This is a genomic window from Variovorax sp. Varisp46 (assembly GCF_059491885.1).
This window is the reverse complement of record NZ_CP168515.1, coordinates 766,333-789,813: the sequence shown is the minus strand read 5'-3', so window position 1 is coordinate 789,813 and position 23,481 is coordinate 766,333. Positions and strand designations below refer to the sequence as shown.

21 protein-coding genes and 2 tRNA genes are annotated in these 23,481 nt (G+C 66.4%); 11 read left to right on the top strand and 12 right to left on the bottom strand.

The annotated features are described in order from the left end of the window. Genes ACEN9N_RS03645 through ACEN9N_RS03635 form a run of 3 tightly spaced genes read left to right on the top strand, consistent with a single transcriptional unit; the run spans nucleotide 1 to nucleotide 3,510 of the window. Nucleotides 1–1,041 (top strand): ABC transporter ATP-binding protein, encoded by a 1,041-nt coding sequence (locus tag ACEN9N_RS03645; protein ID WP_007831171.1) that lies wholly within the window; start codon nucleotides 1–3, stop codon nucleotides 1,039–1,041. Beyond that, nucleotides 1,038–2,036, top strand: a complete 999-nt coding sequence (locus ACEN9N_RS03640; protein WP_413313400.1) for an ABC transporter ATP-binding protein — start codon at nucleotides 1,038–1,040, stop codon at nucleotides 2,034–2,036. Before ACEN9N_RS03645 ends, ACEN9N_RS03640 begins: the two co-directional genes overlap by 4 nt. A gap of 16 nt (nucleotides 2,037–2,052) precedes the next feature. Continuing rightward, nucleotides 2,053–3,510, top strand: coding sequence for an N-acyl-D-amino-acid deacylase family protein (locus ACEN9N_RS03635; protein ID WP_495655370.1), 1,458 nt, complete (start codon nucleotides 2,053–2,055; stop codon nucleotides 3,508–3,510). A gap of 10 nt (nucleotides 3,511–3,520) precedes the next feature. Here the strand turns inward: ACEN9N_RS03635 and ACEN9N_RS03630 are convergent, their stop codons facing one another. The 5 genes from ACEN9N_RS03630 to ACEN9N_RS03610 form a co-directional block, all read right to left on the bottom strand. Beyond that, entirely contained in the window at nucleotides 3,521–3,733 is a 213-nt protein-coding gene (locus ACEN9N_RS03630) for a hypothetical protein (protein ID WP_007831182.1), read from the bottom strand. A 118-nt stretch (nucleotides 3,734–3,851) separates the two neighbouring features. Further along, nucleotides 3,852–4,742 (bottom strand): ZIP family metal transporter, encoded by an 891-nt coding sequence (locus ACEN9N_RS03625; protein ID WP_495655369.1) that lies wholly within the window; start codon nucleotides 4,740–4,742, stop codon nucleotides 3,852–3,854. Nucleotides 4,743–4,850: 108 nt separating this feature from the next. Beyond that, nucleotides 4,851–5,747, bottom strand: coding sequence for a dienelactone hydrolase family protein (locus ACEN9N_RS03620; RefSeq protein WP_495655368.1), 897 nt, complete (start codon nucleotides 5,745–5,747; stop codon nucleotides 4,851–4,853). A gap of 103 nt (nucleotides 5,748–5,850) precedes the next feature. Further along, nucleotides 5,851–6,600: an aspartate/glutamate racemase family protein gene (locus ACEN9N_RS03615; protein ID WP_413313404.1), complete on the bottom strand. Its 750-nt coding sequence runs from the start codon at nucleotides 6,598–6,600 to the stop codon at nucleotides 5,851–5,853. A 111-nt stretch (nucleotides 6,601–6,711) separates the two neighbouring features. After that, nucleotides 6,712–7,602 carry a transporter substrate-binding domain-containing protein gene (locus ACEN9N_RS03610; RefSeq protein WP_007831192.1) on the bottom strand — a complete coding sequence of 297 codons (891 nt, stop codon included), beginning with the start codon at nucleotides 7,600–7,602 and terminating at the stop codon, nucleotides 6,712–6,714. A 186-nt stretch (nucleotides 7,603–7,788) separates the two neighbouring features. Here ACEN9N_RS03610 and ACEN9N_RS03605 point away from each other — a divergent pair, with 186 nt between their 5' ends. Continuing rightward, on the top strand, nucleotides 7,789–9,000 hold the full coding sequence (locus ACEN9N_RS03605) for a D-amino acid dehydrogenase (RefSeq protein WP_413313405.1): 1,212 nt from the start codon (nucleotides 7,789–7,791) through the stop codon (nucleotides 8,998–9,000). A 1-nt stretch (nucleotide 9,001) separates the two neighbouring features. Here the strand turns inward: ACEN9N_RS03605 and ACEN9N_RS03600 are convergent, their stop codons facing one another. The 3 genes from ACEN9N_RS03600 to polA all read right to left on the bottom strand — a co-directional run bounded on the left by ACEN9N_RS03600 (nucleotide 9,002) and on the right by polA (nucleotide 14,162). Then, nucleotides 9,002–9,904, bottom strand: a complete 903-nt coding sequence (locus ACEN9N_RS03600; protein ID WP_007831195.1) for a LysR family transcriptional regulator — start codon at nucleotides 9,902–9,904, stop codon at nucleotides 9,002–9,004. A gap of 125 nt (nucleotides 9,905–10,029) precedes the next feature. Then, a complete protein-coding gene (locus ACEN9N_RS03595; protein ID WP_413331355.1) occupies nucleotides 10,030–11,304 on the bottom strand; it encodes a M20/M25/M40 family metallo-hydrolase in 1,275 nt (424 codons plus the stop codon). Nucleotides 11,305–11,345: 41 nt separating this feature from the next. Beyond that, nucleotides 11,346–14,162, bottom strand: coding sequence for a DNA polymerase I (gene polA / locus ACEN9N_RS03590; protein ID WP_007831197.1), 2,817 nt, complete (start codon nucleotides 14,160–14,162; stop codon nucleotides 11,346–11,348). Nucleotides 14,163–14,259: 97 nt separating this feature from the next. Between polA and ACEN9N_RS03585 the strand changes: the two genes are divergently transcribed. From ACEN9N_RS03585 to ACEN9N_RS03575, 3 genes are read left to right on the top strand one after another with little or no spacing between them, the layout of a single operon-like run. Further along, nucleotides 14,260–14,631 carry a hypothetical protein gene (locus tag ACEN9N_RS03585; protein ID WP_413313410.1) on the top strand — a complete coding sequence of 124 codons (372 nt, stop codon included), beginning with the start codon at nucleotides 14,260–14,262 and terminating at the stop codon, nucleotides 14,629–14,631. Between the two features lie 58 nt (nucleotides 14,632–14,689). Then, entirely contained in the window at nucleotides 14,690–15,748 is a 1,059-nt protein-coding gene (locus ACEN9N_RS03580; protein WP_495655367.1) for a homoserine kinase, read from the top strand. A gap of 9 nt (nucleotides 15,749–15,757) precedes the next feature. After that, on the top strand, nucleotides 15,758–16,585 hold the full coding sequence (locus ACEN9N_RS03575; RefSeq protein WP_007831200.1) for a BPSS1780 family membrane protein: 828 nt from the start codon (nucleotides 15,758–15,760) through the stop codon (nucleotides 16,583–16,585). A 36-nt stretch (nucleotides 16,586–16,621) separates the two neighbouring features. On the opposite strand, the gene ACEN9N_RS03570 is transcribed toward ACEN9N_RS03575, so the two are convergent. Beyond that, on the bottom strand, nucleotides 16,622–19,036 hold the full coding sequence (locus ACEN9N_RS03570) for a UvrD-helicase domain-containing protein (RefSeq protein ID WP_478178599.1): 2,415 nt from the start codon (nucleotides 19,034–19,036) through the stop codon (nucleotides 16,622–16,624). 207 nt (nucleotides 19,037–19,243) lie between these two features. Here ACEN9N_RS03570 and ACEN9N_RS03565 point away from each other — a divergent pair, with 207 nt between their 5' ends. Continuing rightward, complete coding sequence (locus ACEN9N_RS03565; protein WP_007831202.1) at nucleotides 19,244–20,221, top strand: GMP reductase; 978 nt, start codon at nucleotides 19,244–19,246, stop codon at nucleotides 20,219–20,221. A gap of 16 nt (nucleotides 20,222–20,237) precedes the next feature. Here the strand turns inward: ACEN9N_RS03565 and ACEN9N_RS03560 are convergent, their stop codons facing one another. Continuing rightward, the gene (locus ACEN9N_RS03560) at nucleotides 20,238–21,104 is read right to left on the bottom strand and encodes an alpha/beta hydrolase (RefSeq protein ID WP_495655366.1); all 867 of its coding nucleotides are present in this window, start codon (nucleotides 21,102–21,104) and stop codon (nucleotides 20,238–20,240) included. A gap of 88 nt (nucleotides 21,105–21,192) precedes the next feature. Here ACEN9N_RS03560 and ACEN9N_RS03555 point away from each other — a divergent pair. After that, a tRNA-Ala gene (locus tag ACEN9N_RS03555) sits at nucleotides 21,193–21,268 on the top strand. Nucleotides 21,269–21,319: 51 nt separating this feature from the next. Here ACEN9N_RS03555 and ACEN9N_RS03550 read toward each other — a convergent pair. Then, a complete protein-coding gene (locus ACEN9N_RS03550; RefSeq protein WP_007831205.1) occupies nucleotides 21,320–22,027 on the bottom strand; it encodes an SDR family NAD(P)-dependent oxidoreductase in 708 nt (235 codons plus the stop codon). Between the two features lie 139 nt (nucleotides 22,028–22,166). Between ACEN9N_RS03550 and ACEN9N_RS03545 the strand changes: the two genes are divergently transcribed. Further along, nucleotides 22,167–22,242, top strand: a tRNA-Lys gene (locus ACEN9N_RS03545). 475 nt (nucleotides 22,243–22,717) lie between these two features. Next, nucleotides 22,718–23,170, top strand: coding sequence for a hypothetical protein (locus ACEN9N_RS03540; protein ID WP_413313420.1), 453 nt, complete (start codon nucleotides 22,718–22,720; stop codon nucleotides 23,168–23,170). Nucleotides 23,171–23,222: 52 nt separating this feature from the next. Here ACEN9N_RS03540 and ACEN9N_RS03535 read toward each other — a convergent pair whose 3' ends face one another. Next, nucleotides 23,223–23,444 carry a hypothetical protein gene (locus ACEN9N_RS03535; RefSeq protein ID WP_495655365.1) on the bottom strand — a complete coding sequence of 74 codons (222 nt, stop codon included), beginning with the start codon at nucleotides 23,442–23,444 and terminating at the stop codon, nucleotides 23,223–23,225. Between the last annotated feature and the right edge of the window lie 37 nt (nucleotides 23,445–23,481).

The following is a 23,481-nucleotide window of genomic DNA, read 5'->3' as shown; positions in this document are numbered from 1 at the left end:
ATGACGATCACCATGTCCCACACCGCACTTGCCCCCGGCGAGCCGCTGCTCGAAGTCGACAACCTGCGCACCCATTTCCACACGCTGGCGGGCGTAGTGCGCTCGGTCGACGGGGTTTCGTACACCGTGCGCGCGGGCCGCACGCTCGGCGTGGTCGGCGAATCGGGCTGCGGCAAGAGCGTGACCGCGCTGTCGATCCTGCGGCTGGTGCCGACGCCGCCGGGCCGCCACATGGGCGCCGTGCGGCTGCGCGGCACCGACCTGATGCAGCTCAGCGAACGCGAGATGCGGCAGATCCGCGGCAACCGCATCTCGATGATCTTCCAGGAGCCGATGACATCGCTGAACCCGGTGCTCACCGTGGGCCGGCAGATCGCCGAGACGGTGCAGCTGCACCAGAAGGCCAGTCGCGCCGACGCCATGAAGCGCGCGGTCGAGATGCTGCGCGTGGTGCAGATTCCCGAGCCCGAGCGCCGCGTGAACGAGTACCCGCACCAGCTTTCGGGCGGCATGCGCCAGCGCGTGATGATCGCGCTGGCTCTGGCCTGCAACCCAGAGGTACTGATCGCCGACGAGCCGACGACCGCCCTGGACGTGACCATCCAGGCGCAGATCCTCGACCTCATCAAGCGGCTGCAGAAGGAGCTGGGCATGGGCGTGGTGATGATCACGCACGACCTTGGCGTGGTGGCCGAGAGCTGCGACCGCGTGGTGGTCATGTACGCCGGAAAGAAGGTGGAAGAAGCCGACGTCATCGACCTGTTCGACCGCCCGCTGCATCCCTACACCCGCGCACTGATGGCCTCGATGCCCGCGATGAACACCGCGAGCACGCGACTGACCGAGATTCCGGGACTGGTGCCGGCCGCGCACGAGCTGGGCCGGGGCTGCGCGTTCGCCGCGCGCTGCAGCCACGCGCGTGAACGCTGCCGCACCGAAACGCCGAAGCTGGTGCCGCAGGAGGGCGACCACGTGGTGGCCTGCTTCGCCGTCGAGGAACACTGGGCACAACCGGCCGGCGCCGAGGAGATGGCCGCATGACGACAGCAGCAACAACGACCGCACCGCTGCTGCAGGTGCGCAACCTGCGCAAGCACTACACCACGCCCAAGCGCTGGCTGCGGCCGGCCCGGCCGCCGATCCAGGCGGTGGATGGCGTTTCGTTCGACGTCGCTCGCGGCGAAACGCTATCGCTCGTGGGCGAATCGGGCTGCGGCAAGACGACCACGGCCAAATCGGTGCTGCGGCTGGTGGAGCCCAGCGCGGGCTCGGTGCAGCTCGAAGGCGAGGAGCTGCTGACGCTTTCCTCGAACGAGATGCGCATGCGCCGGCGGCAGCTGCAGATCATCTTCCAGGACCCGTACGCCTCGCTGAACCCGCGCCTGACGGCCGGCGATATCGTGGCCGAGCCCATGCGCAACTTCGGCACGGGCGCGGCGGCCGAGCGGCGCGAACGGGTGCAGTGGCTGTTCTCGCGCGTGGGCCTTCGGCCGGAAGCGGCGAAGAAATTTCCGCACGAGTTCTCGGGCGGGCAACGCCAGCGCCTGGGCATCGCGCGGGCGCTGGCGCTGAACCCGAAGCTGATCGTGTGCGACGAGCCGGTGTCGGCGCTCGACGTGTCGGTGCAGGCTCAGGTCGTCAACCTGCTGATGGACCTGCAGGCCGAGTTCGGCATCGCATATCTCTTCGTCGCGCACGACCTTGCGGTGGTGCGCCACATCAGCCATCGCGTGGCGGTGATGTACCTCGGCCACATCGTGGAGATCGCCGACCGGGACACGCTGTTCTCGGCGCCGCTGCATCCGTATACCGAGATTCTCCTGTCGGCCGTGCCGGTGCCCAACCCGCGCACGCCGGCGCGGCGCATGCTGCTGCAGGGCGATCCGCCGAGCCCGGCGAACCCGCCTTCGGGCTGCCGCTTCCACACCCGCTGCCCGATGGCGCAGGCGGTGTGCAAGGAGAAGGCGCCCGAGCTGGGCGAGCGGCCGTCGTCGTCCGCGAACGGAAGCCATCTGGTCGCTTGCCATTTCCGCTGAAGAAAGGATTTCTCCCGTGTCCGAAAAGCTCCCTCACTACGAACTTCTGATCCGCGGCGGCACCGTGATCGACGGCACCAAGGCGCCGCGCTTCGATGCAGACATCGGCATCGTCGGCGACCGCATCGTCGCCATCGGCAAGCTCGCGGGCCACACGGCGGAACAGACGATCGACGCCACCGGCCGCATCGTCGCCCCGGGCTTCATCGACTCGCATACGCACGACGACCAGGCTGTGCTGTCTCAGGCGCAGATGCCCTTCAAGGTGTCGCAGGGCGTGACCACGGTGGTGGCGGGCAACTGCGGCATCAGCGCCGCGCCGCTGCGCGTGGACATGGACCTGCCCATGCCGCTGAGCCTGCTCGAGTCGCCCGCGGAAGGCCGCTTCACGAGCTTCGCCGCGTACCTCGACGCGCTGCGCGCCACGCCGTCGTCGGTGAACGTGGCCGCGATGGTCGGCCACTCGACCCTGCGCGCCGTGGCCATGGCCGACCTCGACCGCCCCGCGAACGACAGCGAGATCGCAGCCATGCAGGCGCTGGTCGAAGAAGCGATGCAGGCCGGCGCCATCGGCATGTCGACCGGCACCTTCTACCCGCCCGCCGTGAAGGCGACGACCGAGGAAATCATCGAGGTTGGCCGCCCGCTCACCGCACGCAAGGCGCTGTACGTGACGCACATGCGCGATGAGAGCGACCGCGTGATGGAGTCGCTCGAAGAGACTTTCCACATCGGCCGCGCGCTCGACATCCCGGTGGTGGTGTCGCATCACAAGGTGCAGAACACGCACAACTTCGGCAAGACGAAAGTCACGCTGCCCTTCATCAAGGAGGCGATGCAGCACCAGTGCATCGGGCTCGACTGCTATCCGTACACGGCGGGTTCCACCATGATCCGCACCGACCGCGGGATGATGGAAGGCCGCGTGCTCATCGCGTCGAGCGTGCCGCATCCCGAGTGCGCGGGCCGCGACCTGAAGGACATCGCCGCCGAATGGGGCGTGTCGGGCGAAGAGGCGGCGAAACGGCTGCAGCCCGGCAGCGCCATCTACTTCATGATGGACGAGGACGACGTGCAGCGCATCCTCGCCTTCGACGAGACCATGATCGGCTCCGACGGCATTCCGCTGGGCGAGAAGCCGCATCCGCGCCTGTGGGGCACCTTCCCACGCGTGCTTGGCCACTACAGCCGCGATGTCGGCCTGTTCCCGCTGGAGACGGCGGTGTGGAAGATGACCGGGCTCACGGCCCGCAACTTCGGCCTGCACGAGCGCGGCACGCTGAAGCCGGGGCACCACGCCGATGTGGTGATCTTCAACGCCGCGACGGTGCGCGACACAGCGAACTACGAAACGCCTGCGCGGGCGGCCGAAGGCATCGACGCGGTGATCGTGAACGGCGCCGTGACCTGGCGCGCCGGCGTGCACAGCGGGGCACGCAACGGACAGGTAATCACGCGGCGCGACGCAGCCTGAGCGAGCGAGGTCAGTCGGGCGCGTTCATGACGCGATCGAATTCCTCGTCGGCCGGCACGTTGTCTGCATCGAGCTCGCTCGCATCGGTGAGGTCGATACCCGTTTCCTCCGACAGGTCGTCGGACACGTCGGCATCCTGCTCCTCGAAGTCATCGGCGGGCATGTCGTCCTCGTCGTCTTCGGCGGGCGCAGCGGATCGCGCGGTGGCGTCGATGGTGTTCATGATCGGTTCCTCGGCAGATTTCTGACAGCCCCCCTATGGTGCGCCTGTTTCGACCGTTGCGGTTCATCCGGCGCGCAGCATCGGTGTCGGGAAGTTTCCTGCAGGAGCTGGAGGACCGTCAGTCCTTGTGCACGTGGCCGTGCTCCCCGTGGCCCGGGTCGTCGTGGCCATGGTCGTGCCCTTGCTCGCCGTGTGCCAGCCGGCTCACGAGTGTGACCAGCACGATGCCCGCGGCCAGCCACAGGATCTGCGCGGCGGTCTGGCGCGCCGGCAGGCGCTTTTGCAGTTGCGGAATCAGGTCGGCCAGCGCCACGTAGACAAAACTACTACCAGCCAGCACCAGGAAGTACGGCAGCCAGCTGTGCAGCTGATCGACCAGCCACCAGCCCGCGATGCCGCCCAGCGCGGTCATGGTGCCGGCCAGCGACACCTTCACCAGCGCTGCGCGCTGGTTGGCCGAACTCTGGCGCAGCACGACGAGGTCGCCGATGTGATGCGGAACTTCGTGCGCCAGCACCGCGATGGCGGCGACCAGGCCAAGGCGCAGGTCGGCGGTGAAGGCCGAGGCGATCAGGATGCCGTCGCCGAAGCAGTGCACGCTGTCCCCCGTGAGCACGGCCCACCCGCCGGTGCGGGGCCCGTGGTCGTGTGCATGAGCGTGCGAGTGCTCGTGGCCATGGTCGTGGCCGTCGTGCCCGCCCTTCTCCTCGCCATGGTGATGCTCATGCCCGTGGTGCCACAGCTCGGCCTTGTCGAGCAGGAAGAAGAACACCAGCCCGAACAGCAGCACGGCGAACAGCAGCGCCGGCTCGATGCGGCTTTCGAAGGCTTCGGGCAGCAGGTGCATGAAGGCAGTGGCCAGCAGCGCGCCGGCCGCCAGGCTCAGCAGGTGCTGCGGGTTCACGCCGCCCGACCCGCTGCGCACACCCACCTTCAACAACAGGGCCGCGAGCCAGACGCTCCCGATACCGGCAACCAGGGTCGCCGCGATGATGACTATCAAATTCATAGCTGGGCTTGCGCAAGAAGAGCGGCCGTCAGGGCCGCATACCGTTCATAAAAAGAGAAAGGCCGTCACGCGGACGGCCTTCGGCGGGGTGGCTACAAGGCGCCGTCTTCAGGCGACGCCATTGGCTTTGAACCAGGCCGTGGCGCGTTGCCAGCCGTCTTCCGCCGCGCTCTTGACATAGCTCGGGCGGTAGTCGGCGTGGAATGCATGGCCTGCTTCGGGATACACGACGAAGCTCGACGCCTTGGCCGCCGGGGTTCCGGTGGCCAGAGCTGCTTTCATCTTATCAACCGTGTCAAGAGGGATGCCCTGGTCTTTTCCACCGTACAGGCCGAGCACCGGCGCCTGCAGGCCGGCGGCGATGTCGATCGGGTGCTTCGGCGTCAGTACGCTGGCCTGCCCGGCCAGCCGGCCGTACCAGGCCACGCCCGCCTTGACCTTGCCGGTGGCGGCATAGAGCCAGACGATGCGACCGCCCCAGCAGAAGCCGGTGATGCCGGCCTTGCCGGTGTCGCCGCCGTTGGCCTTGGCATAGGCCAGCGCGCCGTCGAGGTCGGCCATGACCTGCGCGTCGGGCACCTTGGTGACGATGTCGGCCTGCAGCTTCGGAATGTCGGTGTAACCGCGCGGGTCGCCCTGGCGCGCATACAGCTCGGGAGCGATGGCCATGTAGCCGAGTTGGGCGAAGCGGCGGCAGGTGTCGGCGATGTACTCGTGCACGCCGAAGATTTCCTGGATCACCAGGATCACCGGCAGGCCGGTCTTACCTTCTGGCGCGGCCGCGTAGGCGGGCACCTCGAAGCCGTTGACGGTGTACTTGATGGGGCCGGCCTTCAGGCCTTCGGCCGTGGTGCTGATGGCGGTCTGCGCCATCACCGGCAACACGGCAGCCGCGTAGCCCACGCCGATGGCGGCCTTGAGCGCGGTGCGGCGCGTGGCGCCCTGCCCGGTGCTCTCGCCGGGGCGAAGCGAATCGAAGTCGGAACGGCTGTCGTCGAGGGACATGGGAAGGGCTCCAGTTGAATCGTCGAACAATGAGGCGTGGCGCCATGGAAAACGCACGCCGCAATGTAGGCGAAATCGGCCCTGCCCCTCCAAGCCCTGAAATTCAGTGGGGTTGGTGCGACGCGTACGCCCGGCGCGCCAGCGCAGCGGCCAGCACCTGCGCGGGATCGACCAGGTCCAGCCCGGCCACGGCCGCAGAGCCTTGCAGCCCCAGCGGCACCTCGGTGCAGCCCATGATGATGGTGACGGGGCCGTGGCGTTCGGCGAGCTTCAGGGCCACCTCGGAGAAGCACTGCTCGGCGAGCGGCATGTTGCCGGCCTTCACGCCGTCGAAGATGCCCCGCATGATGGTCCGGCGCTCCTCGGGCAGCGGCACGTGGCAGCCCAGGCCCGCGTCGGCCAGCGCCTGTTCGTAGAGCCGCACGCGGTAGGTGCCTTCGGTGGCCATCAGCGCCACGCCGGCCGCGCCCTGCTCGGCCACGTGGCGCGCCGTTTCGCGCGCCATGTGCAGCAGCTCGACCTGCGGAAAACGCTCCTGCAGGTTGGCGTGCCAGGCATGCGCGGTGTTGCATGCAATGGCGACGGCCCTGCTGCCCAGCGCGGCCAGGCGGCCCAGCGCCTGCAGCATCGGTTCGAGCGGCTGATGCGCGCCCTGCTCGGCCGAAGCCAGCGCGTCGGTGCGGTCGGGCACCGGCACCTGCGCGAGCCAGTGCTCGGGAAAGGCCTGGTCGCGCACCGGCTCGCCGCGCGAGCGCATCTGCTGCGCGCAGGCCTGCACGAAGAGCCGCACGAAGTCGGCGCCCGCCGCGGGGCCCATGCCCCCCAAGATGCCTACAACGTTCGTCGAAGCCATGATCTTTCTCTTTTCAGGAATACCGCGGAACCGGCTTTGCCGGGCAGCTGGTATTGCCCCCGGTAGGGGGTTGGCAAAGCGGCACGAAGTGCGCGCAGCCTGGGGGCGAGCTCAAGTAGCGGGCTTGTCGCTGAGGGCCTTCAGGTTTTCCTTCAGCTGCGGGCTCATCGGCAGGTTCAGCGGCACGTTCTTCGGCGGGATCGGCTGCATGAACCACTTGTTGTAGAGCTTCTCGAACTCGCCGCTCTTCATCATGCCGGCGAAGGTGTCGTCCACCAGCTTCTTGAAGGCCGGGTCGTCCTTGGGCAGCATGCAGGCATAGGGCTCGACCTGCAGCGGCTCGCCCACCACCTCGAAGTCGGCCGGCGTCTTGGAATTGGCGATCAGGCCGAACAGCAGGATGTCGTCCATGGCGAAGGCCACGGCGCGGTCGCTTTCCACCAGCAGGAACGAATCGGCGTGGTCCTTGCCGAGCACGATGTCCATGCCGAGGTTCTTCTCGGTGTTGTACTTGCGCATGACCAGCGCGTTGGTGGTGCCGGTGGTGCTCGCCACGGTCTTCTTCGCGAGGTCGGCGTAGTCCTTGATCTTCGAGGACTTCTTCACCAGCAGGCGCGTACCGGTATAGAAGTGATTGATGGCAAAGGCCACGTCCTTGCCGCGTGCGGAGTTGTTGGTGGTGGAGCCGCACTCCAGGTCGACGGTGCCGTTGGTGATCAGCGGAATGCGGTTTTGCGAAGTGACGGGCATCAGCGCGACCTGCAGGTTGGGCTTGTTCAGCTTCTTCTTCACTGCTTCGACCACAGCGTTGGAGAGCTCCACCGAAAACCCGATCGGCTTGTTGGGGCCATCGAGATAGCTGAAGGGCACCGACGACTCGCGGTAGGCGAGCGTGATCTTGCCGGACTCGGCGATCTTGGCGAGCGTGTCGGCGGCCTGCGCGCCCGTGGCGGTGAAAAGCACCGCAGCGGCCATCGAAGCCATCAGGACGGAAAGTTTCATTCGAGCCCTCATTCGGTTGGATTGAACAGGCGGCCAGTGTAGGAAGGAGTGACGCAAAACGACAATTCCAATTGAAATCCGACCCATGCCCAAAGGTTATGGGCGAGGCTTCTTTTGGCATTTCCGGCTGGGGCCGCGTCCTCCTACAGTCTTGGCTCTGATCTCAACCTCCGGAAAGTTGCCTCCATGCATGTGTGTGTGCTCGGTGCCGGCATCGTGGGCCTGGCCACCGCCTGGCAGCTCGAACGCCAGGGCCATCAGGTCACCGTGATCGACCGTGCCGGCCCCGGCGCAGGTGCAAGCGGCGGCAACGGCGCGCAGCTCAGCTATTCGTACGTGCAGCCGCTGGCCGATCCGTCGATCTGGAAGCAGTTGCCCAAGCTGCTGCTGTCGCCCACCTCGCCGCTGAAGCTGCGGCCGCAACTCGATCCGCTGCAGTGGCGCTGGGGCATGGCCTTTCTTGCCGCCTGCAACGCACAGACGTCGCGCGACACGACGGCCAGGCTGCTGGCGCTGGCCGCATCGAGCCGCACCGGGTTCGAGGCGATGCAGGCCGACATCGCGCCCGACTGCGATTTCTCGGCCACCGGGAAACTGGTGCTGTACGGCAACTCGGCGTCGCTCGAGGGTGCACGCGCGCAGCTTGAACTGCAGCGTGCCATGGGCAGCGAACAGCGGTTGGTGACGCCCGACGAATGCATCGCCATCGAGCCCGCGCTCGCCGGCTACCGCGGCCAGATGGCGGGCGCCGTCTACACGCCGAGCGAATGTGCAGCCGACTGCCTCAAGGTGTGCGCCGAGCTGATGCGCGCACTGAGTGCGCGCGGCGTGCGTTTCATGCTCGGCGCCGACGTGAGCGGCTTTGCGCGCAGCGAAGACCGCATCGCCGCGGCACGGACCAGCAACGGCGACGTGGAAGCCGATGCTTTCGTGATGGCGCTGGGCTCGGCCTCGCACAAGCTCGGCCGCGCACTCGGCGCCTACCTGCCGGTGTACCCGCTCAAGGGCTACAGCATCACGGTCGACGTCGATCCGGCGCCCGGCGCCGCCCCGCATGTGAACGTGACCGACAGCGCACGCAAGGTGGTGTTCGCGCGCATCGGCTCACGCCTGCGCGTGGCGGGCATGGCCGAGCTCGTGGGACACGACGCGAGCATTCCGGCCACGCGCATCGAGACGCTGTCAGCCGCAACCCGCGCCCTCTTTCCGCATGCGAGCCGGCTGGAAGAACTGCATCCCTGGACGGGCATGCGGCCCGCCACGCCGACGGGGCTGCCGATCATCGGGCGGCTGCCGAGCGCACCGTCGAACATGCTGTTCAACACGGGCCATGGCGCGCTGGGGTTCACGCTGGCGTTCGGCTCGGCGCTGCAGATCGCACAGGACTTGCAGGCCTGAGCTAGATGTTTTCCTGAATCGCCTGCTGCATGCAGCGGGTGATGCCGCGCACCGCCACCGAATCGGGCCGTGCCGCGAAGCGCAGCGCGCGAATCGGCACCGGAATATGCGGCTCCAGCGTCAGCACGTCGACCTTCTCGCGGTCCGCCGAGCGCGCCGTGCAGCCATCGACCAGCGCCACACCGATGCCATGGTGCGCCATGGCCAGCGCCGCGTGATAGGTCTGCACCGTGACCACCGCCTGCTGGAAGCCCACGCCCGCCTGCCGGCAGGCCTGGCTCAGGCTGGTGCCGACGGGGTCGCGGCTGTCGAGGCCGATCACCGGGCGGTTGACGAGGTCGTGCAGCGCCACCGACCCGTTGCGCACCAGCGCGCGCGGCAGCATGCCCTTGGGCGCGACGCACACCATGCGGCTGTCGGCCAGCGTCTCCTGCGTGAGCGAGGGATGCACGGCGGGGCTGAAGGCGAAGCCCACATCGGCCTCCTGCAGCAGCAGCGCCGACATGATCTGCGGCGAGTGCAGCGACTCGACGGTGATCGCATAGCCCGGATGCTTTTCGCGAAACGCCTTGAGCGCGCGCGGCAGGATGTCGTAGCTCAGCGCCAGCACGCTGAGGATGCGCAACTCGCCCGTGTCGCCCGCGGTGCGCAGGTTGGCCGCCAGCCGCTGCACCTCGTCGAGCTGCGCGAACAGCCGCTCGATGTGCGGGTACAGCGTGAGGGCCTCGGTGGTCGGCGTGAGCCGGCCCTTGGCGCGCTGGAACAGCGGAAAGCCCAGTTGCAGCTCGGCATGCTGCAGCGTGCGGCTGACCGCCGGTTGCGTGATGTTGATGAGCCGCGCGGCCGCGCTCACGCTGCCCGTGAGCATGATCGCGTTGAAGACCTCGATGTGACGCAGGCGCATGCTGAATCAGCGGCTCGATGACTTGTTCGCGAAGCACCGTGGAACCGGCTTCGCCGGGCCACCGGTGTTGCCCCCTGCAGGGGGTGGGCGAAGCGACACGAAGTGCGCGAAGACTGGGGGCGGGTTCATTTCGCGCGCGCGATATCCATGACCATGCGGGTGCCGAGGTACAGGCGCGGTTCGATCGAATCGATCAGCACGTATTCGGCATCGGCCGAGTGCGCGCCGAAGCCCTGCAGGCCGAAGCGCTCGATGACGGGCGCCTTGGTCTTCAGCGCCGCGAAGGCCGCGTCGGTGCCGCCGCCGGCGGCCTTGTCGTCGGCGCCCAGCGGCCGGCCGAGCTCGTCCTTGTAGATCTGCTGCGCATGGCGGGCCAGGGCGCGCGAGGCGTCGGTGGCTTCGAGCGGCGGACGGCGGCGCTCGAACTTCAGCTCGACCTTGGCCTCGGGAATGAGCTGCTTCTTCACGCGCTCGTTCACCTGCTGCTCGATGCGGTCGTAGTCGCTGACCTTCAGCACGCGCACATCGGCACCCGCTGTGGCGCTGGCCGGAATCACATTGCGGTTGCTGCCCGACTTGGAGATGGTCCAGTTCATCTTCAGTCCGGTGGCCGGATCGGACAGGTCGCGCATCTGCAGGATCTGGTGCGACAGCTCGTACAGCGCGTTCACGCCCAGCTCGGGTGCCGAGCCCGCGTGCGAGGCCTTGCCCGTGACGTGCAGCGTGACCGAGGCGATGCCCGCCGTGGCGAGCGAAAGCTTGTCTTCCTTCACATAGGCGCCTTCGAAGGACAGCACCGCATCGTGCTCGGCGCCCATGCGCGTGATGAGCGCGCGCGCGCCGGGCGAACTGATTTCCTCGTCGCCGTTGATCAGCACGGTGAGCGTGCCGTACTCCTTGAATTTCATTGCCTGCAGCATCGACACGATGTGCGTGATGACCGCCACGCCCTGCTTGTCGTCGGCAATGCCCAGGCCGTAGGCCTTGTCGCCTTCGATGCGGAACGGCTGCTTGTCGAGCATGCCCACGGTGTAGACCGTGTCCATGTGCGCGATCAGCAGGATCTTCTTCTTGCCCGTGCCCTTGAAGGTGGCGCGCACCACGCGGCCGATCTTCTCGGGCGTGTCTTCCATGCGGTAGGCCTCGGCGCTCGGATCGATCAGTTCGACCTCGCCGCCCAGCGCCTTGAACTTCGCGGCGACGAGGTCGGAGATCTTCTCGAGCCCGTCGAGGTCGCGACTGCCCGATTCGATGGAGACCAGCTCCTTGAGCGTGTCGAGCAGCGCGGGCTTTTCCTTGGCGGCGAGCGCGGCGATGCGGGCGTCGGGCGCGGCAAAGGCGCAGCCCAGGAAGGCCGCGCAGGCGGCGGCGAGCAGGAATTGGCGATGCGGGAATTTCATGTGCTTGTGTGCTTCCTTCGTTGTCTCTTTTTCAGTACGCCTCAATGCGCCTTGTCCCAGTTGGGACCGACGCCGATCTCGGCCAGCAGCGGTACCTTCAGCGCGGCCACGCCGGCCATGAGACGAGGGATTTCGGTGCGCACCCATTCGATCTCCGCCTCGGGTACTTCGAACACCAGTTCGTCGTGCACCTGCATGATCATCCTGGTGCCGCGCTTCTCTTCGTCAAGCACGTTCTGTACCTTCACCATGCTGAGCTTGATGAGGTCGGCCGCCGTGCCCTGCATCGGCGCATTGATGGCCGCGCGCTCGGCGCCGCCGCGACGCGGGCCGTTGGGCGAGTTGATCTCGGGCAGGTACAGGCGGCGGCCGAACACGGTTTCCACATAGCCCTGCTCCTTGGCGAGCGCCTTGGTCTCGTCCATGTAGGCCTTCACGCCCGGGTAGCGCGCGAAGTAGCGCTCGATGTATGAGGCCGCGGCCTTGGTCTCGATGCCGAGGTTCTTTGCCAGGCCGAAGCTGCTCATGCCGTAGATCAGCCCGAAGTTGATGACCTTGGCATAGCGGCGCTGCTCGCTCGACACCTGGTCTGGCGTGGAGCCGAACACCTCCGCGGCCGTGGCGCGGTGCACGTCGATGCCTTCGGTGAAGGCGCGCAGCAGCGACTCGTCGCCGCTGATGTGGGCCATGATGCGCAGCTCGATCTGCGAGTAGTCGGCGCTGGCGATCACGCTGCCGGCGGGCGCCACGAAGGCCTCGCGCACGCGGCGGCCTTCGGGCGTGCGGATCGGGATGTTCTGCAGGTTGGGGTCGTTGCTGCTCAGGCGGCCCGTTACGGCCACGGCCTGCGCGTAGTGCGTGTGCACGCGGCCGGTGCGCGGGTTGGCGAGCTGGCCGAGCTTGTCGGTGTAGGTGCCCTTGAGCTTCGACAGGCCGCGGTGCTCGAGGATCTTGGCCGGCAGCGGGTAATCCTCGGCCAGTTTCTCGAGCACTTCCTCGTCGGTGCTGGGTGCGCCGCTCGGCGTCTTCTTGACCACGGGCAGGCCCAGCTTGGTGAAGAAGATCTCGCCGATCTGCTTGGGGGAACCGAGGTTGAAGGGCTGGCCCGCGATGTCGTAGGCCTCCTGCTCGAGCGCCATGATGCGCGTGCCGAGTTCGTGGCTCTGTGCGGCGAGCGTGGGTGCGTCGATCAGCACGCCGTTGCGCTCGACGCGGTAGAGCGCCTCGCTCGAATCCATTTCGAGCTGGTAGACGAAGCGCAGCTTTTCGTTCCTCTCCAGCTGGGGCCACAGCGTGTTGTGCACGTCGAGCGTCTGGTCGCTGTCCTCGCACGAATACTCGGCGGCCTTGGCGATGTCGACCTGGCTGAACGGGATCTGGTGCGCGCCCTTGCCGCACAGGTCTTCGTACGAAATGCCGCTGCGGCCGAGGTGGCGCTCGGCCAGGCTGGAGAGGCCGTGCGGCTTGTGCACTTCGAGCACATAGCTCTGCAGCATGGTGTCGTGCGCATAGCCCTGCACCTCGATGCCGTGGTTGGCGAACACATGGCGGTCGTACTTGATGTGCTGGCCGAGCTTCTTCTTCGCGCCGTTCTCGAGCCAGGGCTTGAGCCTGGCGAGCACCTCGTCGATGGGCAGCTGCTCCGGCGCATCGGGGTAGTTGTGGGTCAGCGGGATGTAGGCCGCTTCGCCGGGCGTGACGCTGAAGCTCACGCCGACGATCTGCGCGACCATCTCGTCGAGCGAAGTGGTTTCGGTGTCGATGGCCGCGAGTTCGGCGGCTTCGAGCTTCGCGAGCCAGGCGTCGAACTGCGCCCAGGTCGTGATCGTGTCGTACTTGAGGTTGCTTGCGGGGGAAGCGGCCTCCAGAGCTTCGAGCCCGGAGGGTTCGTCGAACAGGCCGCCCTGGTCGCTATCGGCCCGGGAGGCAGCCTTCTTCTTGAGGCTCTCCTCGATCAGCTCGGGCGGCACTTCCTGCGCTTCGAGCGCCTTGACCAGGCTCTTGAAGCCGAACTTCTCGTAGAAGGGCTTGAGCTCGGCGGTCTGCGGCGCCCCCACGGGCAGCCCGTCCAGCGACGGAAGGCCGACAACGTGGCCATCGAGGTCGCAGTCGGTGCGAATGGTGACGAGGCGCCTGCTCAGCGGCAGCTTGTCGAGCGCCTTGCGCAGGTTTTCACCGGCCGCGCCCTTGACCTCGGTGGACCGTTCGATCAGTGCATCGAGCGAGCCGTATTCGAGCAGCCACTTGGCCGCCGTCTTGGGGCCGACCTTCTCGACGCCGGGCACGTTGTCGACCGAATCGCCGACCAGCGTCTGGTAGTCGATCATCAGGTTCGGCGGCACGCCGAACTCCGCCGTCACGCCCGCCACGTCGCGCTTCTTGCCGTTCATCGTGTCGATGATGGTGATGTGCTCGTCGACCAGCTGGCTCAGGTCCTTGTCGCCGCTGGACACGATCACCTCGACACCCTGCGCGGCGGCGATCTTGGCGAGCGTGCCGATGACGTCGTCGGCCTCCACGTCGGGCACGCTGAGCACGGGCCAGCCGAGCAGCTTCACCACCTCGTGGATGGGGTCGATCTGGCTGCGCAGGTCGTCGGGCATCGGCGAGCGATTGGCCTTGTACTCGGGGTACCAGTCGTCGCGGAAGGTCTTGCCGGGCGCATCGAAGATGCAGGCCGCGTAGTCCGCGCGCACCTCGCGGCGCAGCGCGGTCATCATGTTGATCATTCCCCGGATGGCGCCGGTCGCCGGGCTCTTGGAGTCGCCGGGCACGGCCCGCAGATCGGGCATGGCGTGGAAGGCGCGGTAGAGATAGCTCGAGCCATCGACGAGCAGCAGCGTTTTCTTGTCGGTCATCGGGCCATTTTGCCGTGCCCGCAGCAGCGCTCCGAACCACGACGGCACGAGGCTCCAGCCGACGCCCAAGGATCGGGGCCGCGCCTACAATCGATGCATGCCTAGCTCCACACTCCTGGTCGCCCGCCGCATCCTGCTGGCGCTGGCTTTCGCAGCCCCCTTTGCCGCCGTGCAGGCGCAGCAGCCCGCGTCTGCCCCCGCGGCGGCTCCGGCCAATTCGCTACAAAATCAGGAGCAGGCCAAAGCCGAGGGCCGGCGCAATCAGAAGGTCGAGAACATCCACACCGAGGACAGCGGCGCATCGGTCGACGAAGTCCGCTACGGCGGCCGCACGCAAAGCATCAACGTCAAGCCCAAGTCGAACGTGCCGGGCTACGAAGTGCTGCCCGCCGACGCCGCCACGGGGCGCCAGGGCTCGTCCGAAACGGGCGCCAACGGCCCCCGCGTCTGGAACGTGATGAAGTTCTGACCGTGCTGCGCTCTTCCCTTTCCGTTTTCGAACCAGCAACCCGGCGCTGAGTACCGCCATGGCAGTTTTCACCGAAGTCGGTTTCGGCGAGGCAGACGCGCTCGTCCAACGCCTGGGCCTGGGCCCGCTGCGCGAACTGCGCGGCATCGAAGGCGGCATCGAGAACACCAACTACTTCGCGACCACCGAGTCCGGCGAGTTCGTGCTGACGCTGTTCGAGCGCCTGAGCGCCGGGCAGCTCCCTTACTACCTTTGCCTGATGCAGCACCTGGCGGCCGCCGGCCTGCCGGTGCCTGCGCCTGTGGCGGCGGCGGAGCCTGTCGCCGCCGAGAAGCCCAGGAAAAGCCAGCCTCCCGTACCCGCCGAAGCCTCTTGCGACCTGCTGCACATCGTGGCCGGCAAGCCCGCGGCGGTGGTGCAGAAACTCTCGGGCCGCAGCGAACTGGCGCCCGGTGCGGCGCATTGCGCCGAACTGGGTGCGATGCTGGCACGCATGCACCTCGCGGGGCGCGACTACCCCCGCATCCAGCCGAACCTGCGCGGCCTGCCCTGGTGGAACGAGACGGTGCCGGTGGTGCTGCCGTACATCGAAGAGCCGCAGGCTGCCCTGCTGCGCGCCGAACTGGCCTACCAGAACCACGTCGCCGAATCGTCGGCCTATGCGGCCCTGCAGCGCGGCCCGGTGCATGCCGACATGTTCCGCGACAACGTGATGTTCGCGACCGATGGCGACGCCGGTGCCGCACCGCGCCTGACCGGCGTGTTCGACTTCTACTTCGCCGGCACCGACACCTGGCTGTTCGACCTGGCCGTATGCCTGAACGACTGGGCCATCGACCTGCCGACCGGCCGGCACGATGCCGGACGCGCCGATGCGCTGCTCTCGGCCTACGAAACCGTGCGAACGCTGAACGCCGCCGAACGCGCCCTGCTGCCCGCAATGCTGCGCGCCGCCGCGCTGCGCTTCTGGATTTCCCGGCTCTGGGACTTCCATCTGCCGCGCGAGGCGAGCATGCTCAAGCCCCATGACCCCGCGCACTTCGAACGCGTGCTGCGCGATCGCGCCACCTACCCGCATGCCATGGCACAGGCCTTCGAGCCGCTGCTGGCTGCCTGATCCACACACATGAAACTCAACCTCGTGCCGGCGCGAACCGGCGTCGAATGGGTCCGCCTCGGGCTCCGGAATTTCTGGCGGCAGCCGCTGGCCTTCGTCTCGCTGTTCCTTCTGTTCATGGCGGTGATTTCCAGCGTGTCGCAACTGCCGCTGGTCGGCAGGTTCCTTCCGCTCATGCTGCTGCCGTTTTCCACGCTCGCCTTCATGGTCGCAGCGTCGGTGGCCGATTCCGCGTCCGGCAACGGCAACGCCACGGGCGACGTGAAAAAACCGACCGGCGCGCTCATGTTTCTGGCAGTGGCGCGTGCCATGCGGACGGAATGGCGTTCGCTGGTGGTGCTCGGCCTGATTTCCGCGGTGTATTTCTTCCTGACGGTGCTCGCGACGGCCGTTGTCGATGGCGGCCAGTTCGTGCGCAGCTACTTCCTCGGCGAAGCTCCTGCGAAGGAAGTGCTGGAAAGCAGCCGCTTCCAGGTGGCCAACATGCTTCAGCTGTGCCTCACGCTGCCGCTGGTCGCGGCGATGTGGCATGCCCCCGCGCTCGTTCACTGGCACAAGGTGGAGCCGGTGAAGAGCATCTTCTTCAGCCTGGTGGCGATGTTCCGGAATTTCAGCGCCTACGCGCTGTTCTGGCTCGTGTGGTGCGGCGTGGTCCTGATCAGCCTAGCCTGCGTGGCGCTGATCGCTACCGTCGTGATCGGGGTGGGCTCGCTGGGCTCGGATGCCGGCGCGATGGCCGTCGGCAACGTGTTGATGGTCGGCACGCTGCTGGCGCTCGCCGCCATGGCGCAGGCGTCGAACTGGTTCACCTTCCGCGACACCTTCAAGCCCGACTGAGCGCCGCAAGCGGCTGCTGCCCCCTTGACGGCCGGCTCAGATCGGCGTGAGCTTGGCCACCGACAGCGCCAGCCACTTCACGCCATGCCGCGCGAACTTGACCTGCGCACGCGCATCGTCGCCCGTGCCTTCGAGCGCGGTCACCGTGCCTTCGCCGAACTTGTTGTGGAACACCTGCATACCTGAACGCAGGCCGTGCGACGGCGCGGTCTTCTGCGGCGGCACGGGCGGGCTGGCAAAAGTTTCCTTGTCGCGGCTGTTGCTGCCGCCGCCATAACCACCGCCGTAGCCGCCACCACCGCCGCGCGTGCTCGCGTAGCCGCCGCCATAGCCGAAGGCCGACGGCGTGAAGCCCTGGTTCTTGGGCGTGAGCCACTTGAGCGCGCCCTCGGGCAACTCGTCGAAGAAGCGGCTCTTGACGTTGTAGCGGGTCTGGCCGTGCAGCATGCGCGTCTGCGAATGGCTCAGGTAAAGGCGCTTGCGGGCACGCGTGATCGCCACGTACATCAGGCGGCGCTCTTCCTCGAGGCTCTCGAAGTCGCTCATCGAGTTCTCGTGCGGGAACAGGCCCTCTTCCATACCGGTGATGAACACGCAGTCGAACTCCAGGCCCTTGGCGGCATGCACGGTCATGAGCTGCACCGCGTCCTGCCCGGCCTGCGCCTGGTTGTCGCCCGATTCGAGGGCGGCGTGCGTAAGGAAGGCGGCCAGCGGGCTCAGGGTCTCGCCGGTTTCGGCGTCGGGCGCGAGCGGCTCGTCGACCACCGGGCGGGTCAGGTCGATGCCCTGGCTCGCGGGCGACTGGCGCAGCTCGTCGACCGGCAGCGCCACGGCGTCGCGGCCGAAGCCTTCCTGCGTGACGAAGCTCTCTGCCGCGTTCACGAGTTCCTCCAGATTCTCGATGCGGTCGGCGCCTTCCCGGTCGGCCTTGTAGTGCTCGACGAGGCCGCTGTGGTCGAGCACCAGCTCGATGATCTCGCGCAGGCTCACACCCTGGGTCTGCTCGCGCAGCACGTCGATCTTGGCGACGAAGCCCGTGAGGTTCGCGCCGGCCTTGCCGCCGACCACGCTCACTGCATCGTGCAGCGAACGGCCGGCCGCGCGCGCCGCATCCTGCAGGGTTTCGAGCGTGCGCGCGCCGATGCCGCGCGGCGGGAAGTTGACCACGCGCAGGAAGCTGGTGTCGTCGTCCTTGTTCTCGAGCAGGCGCAGGTAGGCCAGCGCATGCTTGATTTCGGCGCGCTCGAAGAAGCGCAGGCCGCCGTACACGCGGTAAGGCACCGATGCATTGAAGAGCGCCGTTTCGATCACCCGGCTCTGCGCATTGCTGCGGTAGAGCACGGCCATCTCTTTCCGATCGAAGCCATCGCGCACGAGCTGGCGCATTTCCTCGACCATCCACTGGGCCTCGGCGAGGTCGGTGGGCGATTCGTACACGCGCACCGGCTCGCCGGGGCCTTGGTCGGTGCGCAGGTTCTTGCCGAGGCGCTTCTTGTTGTGGCTGATGAGTTCGTTGGCCGAGTCGAGGATGTTGCTGTAGCTGCGGTAGTTCTGCTCCAGCTTGATCTGATGCGTGACGTTGAACTCGCGCACGAAGTCGGTCATGTTGCCCACGCGCGCACCGCGAAAGGCGTAGATGCTCTGGTCGTCGTCGCCCACGGCGATCACGCTGTTGCGGCCCGGCTCGAACTGGCCCGCGGCGGTGTTGCCCGCGAGCATCTTGATCCACGCGTACTGCAGGCGGTTGGTGTCCTGGAACTCGTCGATCAGGATGTGGCGGAAGCGCCGCTGGTAGTGCTCGCGCACCGGGTCGTTGTCGCGCAGCAGCTCGTAGCTGCGCAGCATGAGCTCGCCGAAGTCGACCACGCCTTCGCGCTGGCATTGCTCTTCATAGAGGCGATAGAGCTCGACCTTCTTGCGGTCGTCGTCGCTGCGGACTTCGACGGCGTCGGGGCGCAGGCCGTCTTCCTTGGCGCCGGCGATGAACCATTGCGTCTGCTTGGCCGGGAAGCGCTCGTCGTCGACATTGAACTGCTTCATCAGGCGCTTGATGGCCGAGAGCTGGTCCTGCGTGTCGAGGATCTGGAAAGTCGACGGCAGGTTGGCCAGCTTCCAGTGCGCGCGCAGCAGGCGGTTGCACAGGCCGTGGAAAGTGCCGATCCACATGCCGCGCACATTGACGGGCAGCATCGCCGTCAGGCGCGTCATCATTTCCTTGGCGGCCTTGTTGGTGAAGGTCACGGCAAGGATGCCGCCGGGGGAGACCTGCCCCGTCTGCAGCAGCCAGGCGATGCGGGTGGTGAGCACGCGCGTCTTGCCGGAGCCGGCGCCGGCCAGGATCAGCGCGTTGCCCTCGGGCAGCGTGACCGCGGCGAGTTGCTCCGCGTTCAGGTTCTGGAGCAGCGGCAGTGCTGGAGGGTGGGCGTCAGCCGCAGGATCGTGAAACAACATCCTGCGATTGTAGAAACCACTGCGTATGCGGGTTATATGAAGAATCGGAAGACCTGCCTTTGCGAGGCCGCGTAAAATCAATCACCGGGCCCAAGATTCTTGCGCCCGGTTTTTTTGTGGGCGTCTTCTTGCAAGAACGTACCGCGAAAGCCGGCCGGACCAAGCGCTCATTCGTTCCTTTCAACGATTCCTTTCAGGAGCCTGGTCATGCAGATTTTCGATTACGACAACATCCTTTTGCTCCCACGCAAGTGCCGCGTGGAGAGCCGCTCCGAGTGCGACACCAGCGTGACGCTGGGCGAGCGCAGCTTCCGCCTGCCGGTGGTGCCCGCCAACATGAAAACGGTGGTCGACGAATCGATCTGCCTGTGGCTGGCGCAGAACGGCTACTTCTACGTGATGCACCGCTTCGACCTCGACAACGTGAAGTTCGTCAAGGAGATGCAAGGCAAGGGCGTGTTCGCGTCCATCTCGCTCGGCGTGAAGAAGCCCGACTACGACACCGTCGACCAGATGGTGGCGCAAGGCCTCGTGCCCGAGTACGTCACGATCGACATCGCGCACGGCCACGCCGACAGCGTGAAGAACATGATCGGCTACCTCAAGCAAAAGCTGCCGAAGGCCTTCGTGATTGCCGGCAACGTCGGCACGCCCGAAGCGGTGATCGACCTCGAGAACTGGGGCGCGGACGCGACCAAGGTCGGCATCGGCCCGGGCAAGGTCTGCATCACCAAGCTCAAGACCGGCTTCGGCACGGGCGGCTGGCAGCTGTCGGCGCTCAAGTGGTGCGCGCGCGTCGCGACCAAGCCGATCATTGCGGACGGCGGCATCCGCGACCACGGCGACATTGCCAAGAGCGTGCGCTTCGGCGCGTCGATGGTCATGATTGGTTCGTTGTTCGCGGGGCACGAGGAGTCACCCGGCAAGACGGTCGAGGTCGATGGCGCGCTGTTCAAGGAGTACTACGGCTCCGCCAGCGACTTCAACAAGGGCGAGTACAAGCACGTCGAGGGCAAGCGCATCCTCGAACCCATCAAGGGCAAGCTGGCCGACACGCTGGTCGAGATGGAGCAGGACGTGCAGAGCTCGATCAGCTACGCGGGCGGGCGCGCGCTGATGGACATCCGCAAGGTCAACTACGTCACCCTGGGCGGAGACAACGCGGGCGAACATCTGTTGATGTAAGCCCGGGCACTGCCGGTCAGGCCTCGAGCAACTGCACCGCGTGCCGGTGCAGCGCGTGGGCCGGATCGGCGAGCGCATCGACCACGCCGAAGTGGTCGAGCCCTGGAAGCACCTCGCACACCGGCACGGTGTTGCGCCCCCACGCCTCGCGGATCATCACGTTGTGGCGGATGAACTCCTCGCTCTCCTCGCCGCCTGCAACTGCGTAGAGCTGCCCACGTTTCGGTGCTGGCCACAGGGCGGGGCTGGCGCGCAGGGCGTCCGCGTCGCTCAGCTTCAGTGTGTTTTCAAGGAACGGCGTGCGCTGCAGCGGGCGAAGGTCGTAGAGGCCCGAGATCGACAGCGCATTGCGCACGAGCTGCGCAGGCAGGTCGGAGGCGACCGCTTTCCAGTCGCAGGCCAGCAGCGCCGCCGCCATGTGCCCACCAGCCGAATGGCCTGCGACGGTGATCCGCGAGGGATTGCCGCCATGGGCCGCGACGTGGCGCCATGTCCACTCGAGCGCACGCACCATCTGCAGCAGGATGCCGGGCACCGTGACGGGCCGCCGCGGCGTGCCGGGACACAGCGCGTAGTTGGGCTGGACCACGCAGATGCCGCGGTCATTGAACGCGGGCGCGATGAAGGAATGGTCTTTCTTGTCCATGGCGCGCCAGTAGCCGCCGTGGATGAAAACCAGCACGGGAGCGTCGGGCACGGGTGCCGGAAAGATGTCGAGCGTTTCGTTCACGCCCTGGCCATATGGCACGTCGATCCGCGCGGGCAAGGCCTCGCGCACCGCGGCGGATTCACGTGCCCAGCGCTCGAAGTAGGCAGGGTGGTCCTTGACCCGTGCGAGGTTGTTGTACATGCCCTCCAGCCAGGCGGGATCGAACGGGGCCATGCGCTTTTTCTCCGTGTTTTGCGAGGCGCGCATCTTGGCACGCCAGCGTGCGCCGAGACGGAGTTTTGGTTAAAATTCGGCTTGTGTTGGGGGGGTAGCTCAGCTGGGAGAGCGCCGCGTTCGCAATGCGGAGGTCGGGAGTTCGATCCTCCTCCTCTCCACCAACCGACACAGAAAAGGCCTTGGCATCTGCCAGGGCCCTTTCTTTTTCCGGCTCAGGTATCCAGCGTCAGATGCTGTCCATGCAGCGCCGCAGCCGCCGGCGATGCGAGGAAGCCAATGGTCTGCGCCGCGACCGAGGTAGACACCCAGTCGGCCGGGTTCGCATCGGGCATCGCCTGCCGGTTGGCTGGCGTGTCGAGCACGCTGGGAGCCACGCTGTTGATGTTGACGCCGTGCGGCGAAGCCTCGGCTGCCATGGCTTCCACCAGACGCTGCAGCGCACTCTTCGAAGCGATGTACGCGGCCATGGCCGGCACGCCGCGTGCCGCGACCTTCGCCGTCACGGCGATGACGCTGCCGGCGCGGCGCGCGATCATCGAGGGCAGCACCGCCTGCGTCACGGCGACGAACGACCATGCGTTGAGATTCATCATCCGGTCCCAGCTCGCGCGCGTGAGCGCATGCGTCGCCTCGCCCATTTCGAATCCGCCCGCGATGTGGACCAGTGCGTCGATGCGGCCGAAGGACTTGAGCGCCTGCTCCGCAAGGGCGGCCATCTCGGAGGTGGAAGTCACGTCGCCCGCCAGCAAGAGATGCTGCGAGTTGTCCAGGCCCGGAAAGACTTCAGCAAGACGGCCCGCATGGTGGTCGACCAGCGCCAGGCGCGCGCCCTGGTCGATGAAATGCTGAGCGACGGCGCGGCCCAGTGCGCCAGCGGCGCCGGTGATCAAGACATGGGGCGTGGTGTTCGCATCGTTCATCGAAATTCTCCTGGTTGAAGGGCCCTACCCTCTCGGGCGTGGTGAATCCTAACGCTGCGGCCACAAATTTTTTGGCCATGCAGAAATTCTGGGATATACTCGTGGTCTTGCCAGAAAACACCAAACGTTTTCAACGCAAGGGCTCTTAGCTCAGTTGGTAGAGCAGCGGACTCTTAATCCGTAGGTCGAGTGTTCGAGTCACTCAGGGCCCACCACCAACACTGGAAACTGCGCGGCTTCCGCGCTATTTCTTAAGGAGCACTGTTCCGCAAACGCCGAACGTGTTCCGCAAAACAGAAAAACCTCCCGTCGAAAGACTGGGAGGTTTTTTCTTTTTCAGCCAGAGTATTCGGTGAAGCCGATGAGCGCTTGGCGCCGAAGCACCGCAGCTGGGTAGGATGACCAAGTCCGCGCCATTCACCTGAAGTCCATGGCAGCAACCGACAAGGGACTCCATCAAGCCTCGGCGGGAGGCTATACCTTGATCTGCGCAACATCAACACGCGTAAAGAACGCAACCAGATGAGCTGCGAGCGCACTCGCTCCTTCTTCGCTTGCTGAAGCCTGGATGCCGGCCCGCGCACATGCCGCTCCAAGTCCTACATCCGGGCTCGCTTTGGCAGAGCAGAACTTTGACGCTCGGCGCTGACTCGCGCATCGCGACGGTCAAGCTCGGCAAGGAGAATCGAAATGAACCTCACAAGACGTCTTCTGACTACCGGCCTCGCCCTTTCCGGCGTATTCGGCTTCATCGATGCGAGCTTCGCCAAGGGAAAGCATCACCACCACAATGGCGCGAAATTGGTGGGCGACAAGCTCAAGAGTAACGGCCAGCATGTCATCGACAAGAGTGGGCCGCACACGGTCTCCGTGGACATCAAAGACACAAAAATCGCTGCGTTCCACGTCAAGCATGCAAACAAGGGCGACCTGCCGGTCAAGAAATACAAGACGAACAAGAAGATGGCCCGGGCGGACGGAATGCAATACGCCACCTTCATCCACGTTCAAGACACGTACCTGGGAACGACATACATCGGGTACAGCTATGTCGACGACTATGGCGACGAGCAGATCTACTGGTATCCCTACGACATGATCCTGGACGGGGACACCGGTGCGGTCGAGTACGTGGCTGTCTGAACCCGACGCTCAGGCTGGTCATTCTGCGTGGTCGCTGCGGTTCGCGCTGCGCCTAGCCCATATCACCGGCCAGCGGCCCGCCGACGTGCTCGGCATGAGCAAGGACCACATCCGCGGCGAGTACCCGCGGGTGCGCCAGGGCAAGACAGAGACGAAGCTGCGGATCGTGGTCGAAAATGCACTGGAAGAGCTGCTCGAAGAAATCCGCGTGTTCGAGGCGGCTCGGCCAAAGCAGTCGGCCCCGCTGGTGGTGAACGAGCGCGGGGATCGACATCACCACGTTCCAGTTTCGCGACCTGCGCGCGAAAGCG

Excerpts from the sequence above, each read along its gene's own strand:
- ACEN9N_RS03535 (WP_495655365.1), bottom strand. The coding sequence starts at position 23,444 with ATGTCGATCCCCGCGCTCGTTCACCACCAGCGGGGCCGACTGCTTTGG.
- ACEN9N_RS03575 (WP_007831200.1), top strand. The coding sequence starts at position 15,758 with ATGAAACTCAACCTCGTGCCGGCGCGAACCGGCGTCGAATGGGTCCGC.
- ACEN9N_RS03565 (WP_007831202.1), top strand. The coding sequence starts at position 19,244 with ATGCAGATTTTCGATTACGACAACATCCTTTTGCTCCCACGCAAGTGC.
- ACEN9N_RS03605 (WP_413313405.1), top strand. The coding sequence starts at position 7,789 with ATGCATGTGTGTGTGCTCGGTGCCGGCATCGTGGGCCTGGCCACCGCC.
- ACEN9N_RS03625 (WP_495655369.1), bottom strand. The coding sequence starts at position 4,742 with ATGAATTTGATAGTCATCATCGCGGCGACCCTGGTTGCCGGTATCGGG.
- ACEN9N_RS03540 (WP_413313420.1), top strand. The coding sequence starts at position 22,718 with ATGAACCTCACAAGACGTCTTCTGACTACCGGCCTCGCCCTTTCCGGC.
- ACEN9N_RS03560 (WP_495655366.1), bottom strand. The coding sequence starts at position 21,104 with ATGGCCCCGTTCGATCCCGCCTGGCTGGAGGGCATGTACAACAACCTC.
- ACEN9N_RS03550 (WP_007831205.1), bottom strand. The coding sequence starts at position 22,027 with ATGAACGATGCGAACACCACGCCCCATGTCTTGATCACCGGCGCCGCT.
- ACEN9N_RS03570 (WP_478178599.1), bottom strand. The coding sequence starts at position 19,036 with ATGTTGTTTCACGATCCTGCGGCTGACGCCCACCCTCCAGCACTGCCG.
- ACEN9N_RS03585 (WP_413313410.1), top strand. The coding sequence starts at position 14,260 with ATGCCTAGCTCCACACTCCTGGTCGCCCGCCGCATCCTGCTGGCGCTG.
- ACEN9N_RS03615 (WP_413313404.1), bottom strand. The coding sequence starts at position 6,600 with ATGGCTTCGACGAACGTTGTAGGCATCTTGGGGGGCATGGGCCCCGCG.
- ACEN9N_RS03600 (WP_007831195.1), bottom strand. The coding sequence starts at position 9,904 with ATGCGCCTGCGTCACATCGAGGTCTTCAACGCGATCATGCTCACGGGC.
- ACEN9N_RS03645 (WP_007831171.1), top strand. The coding sequence starts at position 1 with ATGACGATCACCATGTCCCACACCGCACTTGCCCCCGGCGAGCCGCTG.
- ACEN9N_RS03580 (WP_495655367.1), top strand. The coding sequence starts at position 14,690 with ATGGCAGTTTTCACCGAAGTCGGTTTCGGCGAGGCAGACGCGCTCGTC.
- ACEN9N_RS03630 (WP_007831182.1), bottom strand. The coding sequence starts at position 3,733 with ATGAACACCATCGACGCCACCGCGCGATCCGCTGCGCCCGCCGAAGAC.
- ACEN9N_RS03610 (WP_007831192.1), bottom strand. The coding sequence starts at position 7,602 with ATGAAACTTTCCGTCCTGATGGCTTCGATGGCCGCTGCGGTGCTTTTC.
- ACEN9N_RS03640 (WP_413313400.1), top strand. The coding sequence starts at position 1,038 with ATGACGACAGCAGCAACAACGACCGCACCGCTGCTGCAGGTGCGCAAC.
- ACEN9N_RS03595 (WP_413331355.1), bottom strand. The coding sequence starts at position 11,304 with ATGAAATTCCCGCATCGCCAATTCCTGCTCGCCGCCGCCTGCGCGGCC.
- polA (WP_007831197.1), bottom strand. The coding sequence starts at position 14,162 with ATGACCGACAAGAAAACGCTGCTGCTCGTCGATGGCTCGAGCTATCTC.
- ACEN9N_RS03620 (WP_495655368.1), bottom strand. The coding sequence starts at position 5,747 with ATGTCCCTCGACGACAGCCGTTCCGACTTCGATTCGCTTCGCCCCGGC.